The following is a 10,421-nucleotide window of genomic DNA, read 5'->3' as shown; positions in this document are numbered from 1 at the left end:
CCGCGACAAGGCGGACAACTGCATCATCGTCTGTTCGATCGAGAACATCGACCCGATGGGCGTCCACACCGGCGACTCCATCACCGTCGCCCCGGCCCTGACCCTGACCGACAAGGAATATCAGTGGATGCGGGCCGCCTCGATCGCGGTCCTGCGCGAGATCGGCGTCGAGACCGGCGGCTCCAACGTGCAGTTCGCGGTCAATCCCGCCGACGGCCGCATGGTGGTCATCGAGATGAACCCGCGGGTGTCGCGCTCGTCGGCCCTGGCCTCGAAGGCCACCGGCTTCCCGATCGCCAAGGTCGCCGCCCGCCTGGCCGTCGGCTACACGCTGGACGAGCTGATGAACGACATCACCGGCGGCGCGACCCCGGCCTCGTTCGAGCCCTCGATCGACTATGTGGTCACCAAGATCCCGCGCTTCGCCTTCGAGAAATATCCGGGCAGCGAGCCGCACCTGACCACCGCCATGAAGTCGGTCGGCGAGGTGATGGCCATCGGCCGCACCTTCAAGGAAAGCGTCCAGAAGGCCCTGCGCGGCCTGGAAACCGGCCTGACCGGCTTTGACGAGATCGAGATCCACGGCGCCGACGATCCCGACAACGGCAAGGCCGCGGTGATCCGCGCCCTGGGCATGCCGACCCCCGACCGCATCCGCGTCATCGCCCAGGCCTTCCGCCACGGGTTGAGCGTCGAGGAGGTCAACGCCGCCTGTTCCTATGAGCCCTGGTTCCTGCGCCAGATCGCCGAGCTGGTTCGCCAGGAGGGCTGGGTCCGGGCCGGCGGCCTGCCGACCGACGCGCAAGGCTTCCGCGCCCTCAAGGCCCAGGGCTTCTCAGACGCCCGCCTGGCCAAGCTGTCGGGCGGAACCGAGGCCGCCGTGCGCGCCGCCCGCCAGGCCCTGAACGTCCGTCCGGTCTATAAGCGCATCGACAGCTGCGCCGGCGAGTTCGCCGCCACCACCCCCTACATGTATTCGACCTATGAGACCGGCGCCCTGGGCCAGGTTCCCGAATGCGAAAGCCTGCCCACCGGCCGCAAGAAGGCGGTGATCCTCGGCGGCGGTCCCAACCGCATCGGCCAGGGCATCGAGTTCGACTATTGCTGCTGCCACGCGGCCTTCGCCCTGGAGGCGATCGGCATCGAGTCGATCATGGTCAACTGCAACCCCGAGACCGTCTCGACCGACTATGACACCTCTGACCGGCTCTATTTCGAGCCGCTGACCGCCGAGGACGTGCTGGAACTGCTGGCCGTCGAGCAGAGCAAGGGCGAGCTGGCCGGGGTCATCGTCCAGTTCGGCGGCCAGACGCCGCTGAAGCTGGCCCAGGCCCTGCAGGACGCCGGCATCCCGATCCTCGGCACCAGCCCCGACGCCATCGACCTGGCCGAGGACCGCGAGCGCTTCCAGCAGCTGCTGGACGGGCTGGAGATCGCCCAGCCCGAAAACGCCATCGCCCGCACCTGGGACGAGGCCCGCGCCAAGGGCGACGAGATCGGCTTCCCGTTCGTGATGCGCCCCTCCTATGTGCTGGGCGGCCGCGGCATGGAGATCATCCGCGATCACGAGCACCTGGAACGCTACATCACCAATACCGGCGAGATCTCGTTCGAGCACCCGATCCTGCTGGACCACTATCTGAGCCGCGCCACCGAGGTCGATGTCGACGCCCTCTGCGACGGGACCGAGGTGTTCGTGGCCGGGGTGCTGGAACATATCGAGGAGGCCGGCGTCCATTCGGGCGACAGCGCCTGCTCAATGCCGCCCTTCTCGCTGCGCGCCGAGACTATCGAGGAACTCAAGCGCCAGACCGTCAAGATGGCCCTGGCGCTGAATGTGCGCGGCCTGATGAACGTGCAGTTCGCCATCGAGGAGCCGCACTCCGAGGCCCCGCGCATCTATGTGCTGGAGGTCAATCCCCGCGCCAGCCGCACCGTGCCCTTCGTGGCCAAGACGATTGGACAGCCCGTCGCGGCGATCGCCGCCCGCCTGATGGCCGGCGAGACCCTCGCCAGCTTCGGCCTGGTCGACAAACCCTATGACCATATCGCGGTGAAGGAGGCGGTGTTCCCCTTCGCCCGCTTCGCCGGGGTCGACACCATCCTGGGCCCGGAAATGCGCTCGACCGGCGAGGTCATGGGCCTGGACTGGAAGCGCGAGGGCGAGGCCGACATGGCTCCCGCCTTCGCCCGCGCCTTCGCCAAGAGCCAGCTGGGCGGCGGCGTCACCCTGCCGAGCCAGGGCACGGCCTTCGTCTCGGTCAAGGAAAGCGACCGCCCGTGGATCGTCGAGCCCGTGCGCCTGCTGCAGGCTGCCGGCTTCAAGGTGCTGTCCACGGTCGGCACCCGCGCCTATCTGGCCGAGCAGGGCGTCACGGTCGAGCTGGTCAAGAAGGTGCTGGAAGGCCGTCCGCACATCGTCGACGTGATGAAGAACGGCGGCGTGCAGCTGGTGTTCAACACCACCGAGGGCAAGCAGGCCCTGGAAGACAGCTTCGAGATCCGCCGCACCGCCCTGATGATGAAGGTGCCCTACTACACCACCAGCGCCGGCGCCCTGGCGGCGGCCCAGGCCATCTCCTCGGCCCCGGCCGAGGCCCTGGAAGTGCGGCCGCTGCAGAGCTACTAGCGGAAGTTATCCACAGGGCTGGTCGAGTCGGCCGGTAGAGATCCTCCCCCTGACGGGGGAGGTGTCGGCGAAGCCGACGGAGGGGGAAGTCGGCCGGCGTGGGATCACGTCCCCCTCCGGCCCTCCGGGCCACCTCCCCCATCAGGGGGAGGATCCGCTCGCCTCAATCCCCGCCCCTCCAAAATCAAACCTCAACAAATTCAACTCCCTAAACAAAAACGCACGTTTCTTATCCCCGCCGCCCGAACCGGCCGCATGATCTGGCCATGACCCAGATCTCGATCATCCCCTGGTCCCAGGCCCTGCAAGCCAAGCTGATGGCCGCCATCGACGCGGCCTGGAAAACCATCGAGGACAGCGACAACCCGCTCGCCGTCCGCAAGGCCCGCGACAAGGCCAAGGCCTGCGGCGAGATCGCCGCCGTGGTCCGCAAGATCGTGGCCATGGCCGGCCTCAAGCCCGTCCCGGGCCCCGCCGCGGTCCCGATCGACCCGGCGCCGCGCGCCCTGGACCGCCTGAAGGGCGGGCGGCGGGGGCGATTGTGACGGGGCGGGGCGTTTCTGCTATCCTTTCCCCATGACCCGCGACGAAGCCCTGCAGATCCTGAGGCGTCACGAAGGCGAACTGCGCCAGCAGGGCGTGGCGCGCGCGGCGCTGTTCGGATCGGTCGCGCGGGACGAGGCCCGCCCCGGCAGCGACATTGATGTGATGGTCGAATTCGCACCCGACGCCGCGATCAGCGTCTGGGCCTATGCCCGCCTGAAGGACCTGATCCAGGGCTTCTTCGGCGAACGCGTCGACGTGGTCAGCCGCAACGGCCTGAACCGTCACATCCGTCCGACGGTCGAGCGGGAAGCGCTCTATGCCTTCTAGGACCGAGGCGGTCCTGCTGCATATTCGCGACAGTATCGCCTTCGCCCGCCAGATCGTCGGTGACCGGTCGGCCAGCGACTTCGAACACGACCGCATCGCCTTCTACGCCGCCACGCGCTGCCTGGAGATCATTTCCGAGGCTTGCCGCCGGTTGCCCGATGACCTCACCGCGCGCCATCCCGCGATCGACTGGCGCAGCATCCGGGCGGCCGGGAACATCTATCGCCACGAGTATGAAGGTGTTGAGCAACGGATCGTCTGGACCACGGTCCGCAGCTTTCTGGGCGACCTGGATGCTGCGGTTCAGGCCGAACTTGCCCGCCTAGAATCACCACCCGCCCCCTACACCGACGCCCAAATCGCCGCCCTGACCGAGGGCCTGCTGGACCGCTCCCTGCCCAAGGCGCAGTGGACCCACGCCGCTCACCTGGCCGCCACCCTGCGGCTGGTCCGCACCCGCGACGCCGGCCTTGAGCGCGACCTGCCGGGCATCATCCAGACCTACAATGTCGCGGTCGGCGGGGTGAATGACGACGCCGGCGGCTATCACGAGACCATCACCCAGGCCTATCTGGCCGCCATCCGCGCCTTCGTCGCGACCCTGCCGCCCGGGATCTCCGACAGCGCCGCCGTCGCCCGCCTGCTGGCCTCCCCGATGGGCGACAAGGCCTGGCCGCTGAGCTTCTGGTCGCGCGAGCGGCTGTTCAGCGTCGCGGCCCGGCGCGGCTGGATCGCGCCGGACCTCCAGCCGCTGGACTAGCACCAAGGTTTGAAGCTTGACGACCGCGCCCCCCGCCGTGCGAGTCTGGCCGCCAGCCTCCGGAGCCGCCCCATGATCATCGTCCATCACCTGAACAATTCCCGCAGCCAGCGGGTGCTGTGGCTGCTGGAGGAGCTGGGGGTTCCCTACGAGGTCAAGCGCTATGAGCGCGACGCCAAGACCATGCTGGCCCCGGTCGAACTGCGCGCCATCCATCCGCTGGGCAAGTCGCCGGTCATCGCCGACAACGGCAAGATCATCGCCGAGACCGGGGCGATCATCGACTATCTGATCGAGACCCATGGCCAGGGTCGGCTGATCCCGGCCGCCGGCACGGCCGAGCGCCTGCGCTATACCTACTGGCTGCACTATGCCGAGGGTTCGGCCATGACGCCGCTGCTGCTCAAGCTGGTGTTCACCGCCCTGCCGACCCGAGCCCCGGCCCTGCTGCGCGGCCTGGTCAAGGCGATCGCCAACGGGGCGCAAAAGGGCTTCATCGATCCGCAGGTGACCGCCCATATCGACTATTGGGACGACGAGCTGGCCAAGAGCCCCTGGTTCGCCGGCCCCGACTTCACCGCCGCCGACATCATGATGAGCTTCCCGCTGGAGGCCGCCGCGGCCCGGGCCGGGGCCGGCGGCCGTCCCCGGGTCAAGGCCTTCCTCGAGAAGATCCATGCCCGCCCCGCCTATCGCCAGGCCCTGGAACGCGGCGGCCCCTACGACTATGCCTGAGCCTGAGCCAAGGCCTCGCCCGGCCCTGCGGCCAGGTGTCGCGGCAGGATAACCTTAACCTTAGAAAAAGATCCGGCGGCCATTGTTCTCGCAAGCGTCGCCGGACTTTCGCCGGCCCGACGTGATGGCACGAGGCGGCGATGAGCACTCCACACGATCGTGATGGCAAGACCATGGGGGTCCTGAAGGGTCTCGCCTTGGGCCTGCTCATGATCGTCAGCCTGTTCGCGGCGGCCGGGGTCAACGCCGCGCCCCGCGATCCGGCGCGCGTCGCCGCGATCTTTCCCCCCTGGTGGTCGCCCGCCCAGGCCTTCGCCGCCGCCGGTTCGGCCGGCGACGTGACCGGCGCGGGCCGTTCGCCCTTCATCCTCATTCTCCGGGGCGATCCGTCGACCCTGGCCCAAAGGGCCCGCGCCGCCGGCGCCCTGCTCATCCTTGATCCCGACCGGGCCGGCGTCTGCGCGCCCGTGCCACAGGAGACCCTGTCATGAACTTCACCTTCGACAGCCTGGACGCCCAGAGGCGAGCCGGCGGCAAGATGGTGGTCATCCTGACCTGGGTGATGGTGGCCGTCGCCCTGGCCGCCCGCCTGGCGGTGCACGGTCCGATCCTGGGCCTGGCCATCGCCGCCGTGGCGGTCGCCGTCGGGTCGACCCTCGCCGCGGGCCTGGCCGGCTCGATGGGACGGGCCCTGACCGGGGTGGCCCTGATGGCCCAGGTCTCGCTGCTGGTCGCCGCCCTCGCCGGCCACGCCTGGCAGACCGACATGCACATGGCCTATTTCGCCGCCCTGGCCCTGCTGGTGGTCTATTGCGATTGGACGGTGATCGTCGCCGCCGCCGCCACCGTCGCCGTGCACCATCTGGGCCTCAGCTACCTGCTGCCCGACGCCGTGTTCCCCGGCTCGGCCAGCCTGGGCCGGGTCATCGTCCACGCCGTCATCCTGATCGTCGAGGCCGGGGCGCTGATCGCCATCACCGCCAGCGTCAACAGCATGTTCACCACCTCGACCCTGGCCCGCACCAAGGCCGAGGACGCCGTCGCCGAGGCCCGCTCGGCCAATGACCAGGCCGAATCCGCCCGCCGCTCGGAAGAGGCCAACCGCGCCAAGTTCAGCCAGGAAGAGGCCGTCGCCGAGCGCCAGCGCGCCGACGCCGTCGAGGCCCTGGCCCACGGCCTGGCCAACCTGGCCAAGGGCGACCTGACCGTTCGCCTGACCGGCCGCTTCGCCGAGGCCTATGAGGTGCTGCGCGCCGACTTCAACGCCGCCGCCGAGCGGGTCCAGGACGCCCTCAAGGCCATCGCCTCCACCACCCAGGCGGTCAGCGCCGGGGCCGACGAGATCGCCGGCGCGTCCGACGACCTGTCGCGCCGCACCGAGCAGCAGGCCGCCAGCCTGGAAGAGACCGCCGCCGCCCTCGACGAGATCACCGCCACGGTCCGCCGCACCGCCGCCGGGGCCAAGGAAGCCTCCTCGGTGGTCGCCACCGCCCGCGCCGACGCCCAGCGCTCGGGCGAGATCGTCGCCCAGGCCGTCGCGGCCATGACCCAGATCGAAGGCTCGTCCAACCAGGTCGGCCAGATCATCGGGGTGATCGACGAGATCGCCTTCCAGACCAACCTTCTGGCCCTCAACGCCGGGGTCGAGGCCGCCCGGGCCGGCGACGCCGGCCGCGGCTTCGCCGTCGTCGCCCAGGAGGTCCGGGCCCTGGCCCAGCGCTCGGCCGAGGCCGCCCGCGAGATCAAGGCCCTGATCTCGACCTCGACCCAGCAGGTCGGCTCCGGGGTCGGCCTGGTCGGCCAGACCGGCGAGGCCCTGCAGCGCATCGTCGACCAGGTCGCCTCGATCGACGCCCTGGTCACCTCGATCGCCGCCTCGGCCAGCGAGCAGTCGACCGGACTGCACGAGGTCAACACCGCCGTGAACCAGATGGACCAGGTGGTGCAGCAGAACGCCGCCATGGTCGAACAGGCCACCGCCGCCACCCACGCCCTCAAGGGCGAGGCCAATGAACTGGCCAACCTGGTCGGACGGTTCAAGGTTTCGGACGCCGCCCCGGTGCGCGCCGCCGCGCCGGCCGCCGCGCGCACCCGCCCGACCGCGGTCTCCCGCCCCGGTCGAGGCGGCGCCGCCACGGCGGTCAAGGAAGACTGGCAGGAATTCTAGAGCCCGCCAACGATCGACAAGAACGCACGGCCCTGGGGGCGGGCGGGACGGATGGTCCCGCCCGCCCCCTTGCTTATCGTGAACACCCCTCTTATCCTCTCAGCCCCCGGTCGTGAGCGCCAACGACGGGACGTCTCTCCTCCCCAGGCGAACCGAGCTAAAATCCGCAATGGAAAAAGTGCCGATGACCGCCGGGGGTTATCAAACCCTCGACGATGAACTGAAGCGTTTGAAGACCCTCGAACGACCGGCCGTGATCGCCGCGATTTCCGAGGCGCGCGAGCATGGCGACCTGTCGGAAAACGCTGAGTACCATGCGGCCAAGGAACGGCAGGGCTGGATCGAAGGCCGTATCGCCGAGATCGAGGATAAGGTCGCGCGCGCCCAGATCATCGATGTGTCCAAGCTGTCGGGCAAGCAGGTGAAGTTCGGCGCGACGGTCAGCGTCGTCGACGAGGACACCGAGGAAGAGGCCCGCTACCAGATCGTCGGCGACCACGAAGCCGACGTGAAGGAAGGCCGGATCTCGCTGTCCTCGCCGCTGTCGCGCGCCATGATCGGCAAGGAGGTCGGCGAGGTCGTCGAGGTCACCACCCCGGGCGGCATCAAGGCCTATGAAATCCTGAAGGTCGAGTGGGTCTAGGCTCGGTCTGACCTTCGCCATGAAGTCCTGCCACACCGTGACTCCGCCCAGGCGGTTTCACGGCGTTTGGCGTTGAGGCGAGATCCGTTGCAGTCATCCGAAAAATCTCCCCTGACGATCTGGGCCATTTCGGACGGGCGCGCCGGCATCGAGGCCCAGGCCGTCGGCCTGGCCGAGGCCGTGGCCCGCCAGACCGCCGCCCGCGTCGAGATCAAGCGGGTCGGCTGGACCGGCCGGATCGGCCGCCTGCCCTGGTGGCTCAACTGGTTCCCCCGCCGCTGGCTGACCCCCGAGAGCGACATCAACGGCCCCTGGCCGGACCTGTGGATCGCCGCCGGCCGCGCCACCCTGCCCCTGTCGATCCGCGCCAAGCGCTGGTCGGGCGGCAAGACCTTCGTGGTCCAGATCCAGGATCCGCGCGTGCCGCCGCACATGTTCGACCTGGTCATCCCGCCCAAGCACGACCGCCTGAGCGGCGACAATATCCTGTCGATCACCGGCTCGCCGCACCGGGTCACGAGCCAGAGGCTGGCCAGCGAATACGAGAAGTTCAAGGACCAGATCGACGCCCTGCCCCGCCCCCGCGTGGCGGTGCTGCTGGGCGGCAAGTCCAAGGCCTTCGACATCTCGGTCGAGCGCGCCGCCCAGATGGCGCACGAGATCCAGTTGCCGCTCGAGCAGGAGGGCGGCAGCCTGCTGATGACCTTCTCGCGCCGCACCCCCGAGCCGGCCCGGGCCCTGCTGACCGCCCGCCTGCGCGACCTGCCGGGGATCATCTGGGACGGCGAGGGGCCCAATCCCTATTTCGCCTTCCTGGCGGCGGCCGACTACATCCTGGTGTCGGAGGACTCCACCAACATGGCCACCGAGGCGGCCTCGACGGGCAAGCCGGTGTTCATCCTGAAGATGGAGGGGCAGAGCCTGAAGTTCCGGCTGTTCCACCAGGAACTGGAGCGCCAGGGCGCGGCCCGGCCCTATGGCGGGGCCTTCCATGGCTGGACCTATGAGCCGGTCGACGAGACCGGCCGGGCGGCGGCCGAGGTGCTGCGGCGGATGAACGACGCGGCGGGGTAAAGACGGGCGCTTGAACGGCGGACGTGTTCCGGTTATGTTCACGTCATGGTTGAAGCCGCGACCGCACCGCCCCCCACGAAAGCCGGTCGTAACGAGCGGCGCAAAGCGATGGCCACGACCCTGAACGCGATTTCCGTGGCCGTTCTTGTGACGATGGTGATTCAGCCGGCCGCCACCAACCATTTCAGCGGTGCGGCGTTCCCCTTGGCGGTCTTCGCGTTCCTTGTCTTACAGCTATTGCTGCACTACGTTCTGGGACGTGTGGAGGATTGAGATGGACCCCCTCATTCGATCGACACTGCTCTACATGATGTTCGCCGCAGTCGCCCTCGCGGCCGCCTGGGCGGTCAGCAAATTCGACCGCCGCTGACCGCGCGCCCTTTGATCCTCGCCATCCTCCAGGCCCGCACGGGCGAGTCGGGCCTGCCCGGCGCGGCGATGATGCCGATCCTCCGTACACCGATGATCGTCCGTCAGATCGAGCGGATGTCGCGCTCGCGGCGCGTCGACCGGCTGGTGGTGATCGCCAGCGACCAGGTCGAGGACGACGCCCTCGTCGCCGTGGTGCGTCGCGAGGCGATCGCCGTGCATCGCGGCCCGCCCGACGCGGAGCTCGCGGCCTTCATCGCCGTCCTGGACGCCTTTCCCGCCGACCATGTGGTGCGAATGTCGGCCAACTGTCCCCTGGCCGATCCCGAGGCGATCGACGCCGCCGTCGACTGGCATCTGTCGAGTGGGGCCGACTATACCGGCGACGCCCCGCCCGGGGCGGCGGGCCGCGATGGCCAGGCGATCGAGGTTCTGAGCGCCGCCGCCCTGCGCCGGCTCGCGGCCGAAGCCGCCCCGCCTCGACGGGGCGACCCCTGCCCCGCCGAGCCCTTCACCTGGACGATTCGCGACAATCCCCGACGCTGGAAGATCGCCTCGCCGCCCGTCGCCCCCGGCGCGACGGCGGTGCGCTGGTCGGTCGAGCGGCCCGACGACTACGCCTTCGTGGCCGCGGTCTATGACCACCTCTATCCCCGCGACCGGGCCTTCACCGCGCAGGATGTCCGGGCCTTCGTGCGCGGCCGCGAGGACCTGCTGACCTTCGGCGGCGAGCCGCGGGCATGACCGCGCGCATCCTGTTCGTGGTCGACGCCGGGCCGCAGGTCGGCGGCGGCCATGTGATGCGCAGCCTGACCCTGGCCCAGGCCCTGGAGGCGCGCGGCGCGACCTGCCTGTTCGCCGCCCCGCCGGCCGTGGCGGCTGTGCTCGCGGCCTTCGCGCCCCGGACCGCCACACGGTCCCTGCCCGAACTGTCGCCGCTGGATCTGGCCCAGGCGGCCCAGGCCCTGGCGCACGACGCCGAGGCCGTGGTCATCGATCACTACGGCCTGGGGGCGGCCGAGCACCGGCGGATCTCGAGCCTGCCGACCCTGGTCATCGACGACCTGGCCGACCGCCCGCTGGGGGCCGATCTGGTGCTGGATTCCGGTCCGGCCCGACGGGCCGAGGACTATGCCGGCCTAGTCCCGCCGGGCGCGACCCTGCTGCTGGC

Annotated in this window: 11 protein-coding genes and 2 pseudogenes; all 13 read left to right on the top strand. The window is 69.7% G+C overall.

The genetic code is table 11. The features are described from left to right. The coding region (carB, locus tag CSW58_RS03575) for a carbamoyl-phosphate synthase large subunit (RefSeq protein ID WP_099446339.1) at positions 1-2,629 on the top strand (2,629 nt) is incomplete at its 5' end. Positions 2,630-2,895: 266 nt separating this feature from the next. Continuing rightward, positions 2,896-3,174, top strand: a complete 279-nt coding sequence (locus tag CSW58_RS03570) for a hypothetical protein (RefSeq protein ID WP_099446338.1) — start codon at positions 2,896-2,898, stop codon at positions 3,172-3,174. A 31-nt stretch (positions 3,175-3,205) separates the two neighbouring features. Beyond that, the gene (locus CSW58_RS03565) at positions 3,206-3,502 is read left to right on the top strand and encodes a nucleotidyltransferase family protein (RefSeq protein WP_099446337.1); all 297 of its coding nucleotides are present in this window, start codon (positions 3,206-3,208) and stop codon (positions 3,500-3,502) included. Further along, a pseudogene (locus CSW58_RS14750) lies at positions 3,492-3,797 on the top strand (DUF86 domain-containing protein); the annotation flags it as partial. The gene CSW58_RS03565 and the pseudogene CSW58_RS14750, both read left to right, overlap by 11 nt. Then, positions 3,792-4,262 carry a hypothetical protein gene (locus tag CSW58_RS14745; protein WP_369825066.1) on the top strand — a complete coding sequence of 157 codons (471 nt, stop codon included), beginning with the start codon at positions 3,792-3,794 and terminating at the stop codon, positions 4,260-4,262. The pseudogene CSW58_RS14750 and the gene CSW58_RS14745, both read left to right, overlap by 6 nt. A gap of 72 nt (positions 4,263-4,334) precedes the next feature. Further along, on the top strand, positions 4,335-4,997 hold the full coding sequence (locus CSW58_RS03555; RefSeq protein WP_099446335.1) for a glutathione S-transferase family protein: 663 nt from the start codon (positions 4,335-4,337) through the stop codon (positions 4,995-4,997). Between the two features lie 140 nt (positions 4,998-5,137). Further along, the gene (locus CSW58_RS03550; protein WP_099446334.1) at positions 5,138-5,488 is read left to right on the top strand and encodes a hypothetical protein; all 351 of its coding nucleotides are present in this window, start codon (positions 5,138-5,140) and stop codon (positions 5,486-5,488) included. Continuing rightward, on the top strand, positions 5,485-7,164 hold the full coding sequence (locus tag CSW58_RS03545) for a methyl-accepting chemotaxis protein (protein ID WP_099446333.1): 1,680 nt from the start codon (positions 5,485-5,487) through the stop codon (positions 7,162-7,164). The genes CSW58_RS03550 and CSW58_RS03545 overlap by 4 nt, the downstream gene beginning before the upstream one ends. Before the next feature lie 169 nt (positions 7,165-7,333). Continuing rightward, complete coding sequence (greA, locus tag CSW58_RS03540) at positions 7,334-7,807, top strand: transcription elongation factor GreA (RefSeq protein ID WP_099446332.1); 474 nt, start codon at positions 7,334-7,336, stop codon at positions 7,805-7,807. 72 nt (positions 7,808-7,879) lie between these two features. Then, the gene (locus tag CSW58_RS03535; RefSeq protein ID WP_099446331.1) at positions 7,880-8,881 is read left to right on the top strand and encodes a mitochondrial fission ELM1 family protein; all 1,002 of its coding nucleotides are present in this window, start codon (positions 7,880-7,882) and stop codon (positions 8,879-8,881) included. Between the two features lie 45 nt (positions 8,882-8,926). After that, a complete protein-coding gene (locus CSW58_RS13970) occupies positions 8,927-9,154 on the top strand; it encodes a hypothetical protein (RefSeq protein WP_161494558.1) in 228 nt (75 codons plus the stop codon). A 108-nt stretch (positions 9,155-9,262) separates the two neighbouring features. Continuing rightward, a complete protein-coding gene (locus tag CSW58_RS03530; RefSeq protein WP_099446330.1) occupies positions 9,263-9,994 on the top strand; it encodes a cytidylyltransferase domain-containing protein in 732 nt (243 codons plus the stop codon). Next, positions 9,991-10,421: pseudogene (locus tag CSW58_RS03525) on the top strand (UDP-2,4-diacetamido-2,4,6-trideoxy-beta-L-altropyranose hydrolase); the annotation flags it as partial. The gene CSW58_RS03530 and the pseudogene CSW58_RS03525, both read left to right, overlap by 4 nt.

Origin of the sequence: Caulobacter sp. B11, assembly GCF_002737765.1 — a bacterium.
GTDB lineage: Bacteria > Pseudomonadota > Alphaproteobacteria > Caulobacterales > Caulobacteraceae > Caulobacter.
The sequence above is the reverse complement of the archived record's forward strand: the minus strand, read 5'-3'. Positions and strand labels throughout refer to the sequence as shown.

Bases quoted from the DNA above. Each gene is read 5' to 3' on its own strand.
- CSW58_RS03570 (WP_099446338.1), top strand. From the start codon at position 2,896: ATGACCCAGATCTCGATCATCCCCTGGTCCCAGGCCCTGCAAGCCAAG.
- CSW58_RS03565 (WP_099446337.1), top strand. From the start codon at position 3,206: ATGACCCGCGACGAAGCCCTGCAGATCCTGAGGCGTCACGAAGGCGAA.
- CSW58_RS03555 (WP_099446335.1), top strand. From the start codon at position 4,335: ATGATCATCGTCCATCACCTGAACAATTCCCGCAGCCAGCGGGTGCTG.
- CSW58_RS03550 (WP_099446334.1), top strand. From the start codon at position 5,138: ATGAGCACTCCACACGATCGTGATGGCAAGACCATGGGGGTCCTGAAG.
- CSW58_RS03545 (WP_099446333.1), top strand. From the start codon at position 5,485: ATGAACTTCACCTTCGACAGCCTGGACGCCCAGAGGCGAGCCGGCGGC.
- greA (WP_099446332.1), top strand. From the start codon at position 7,334: ATGGAAAAAGTGCCGATGACCGCCGGGGGTTATCAAACCCTCGACGAT.
- CSW58_RS13970 (WP_161494558.1), top strand. From the start codon at position 8,927: ATGGTTGAAGCCGCGACCGCACCGCCCCCCACGAAAGCCGGTCGTAAC.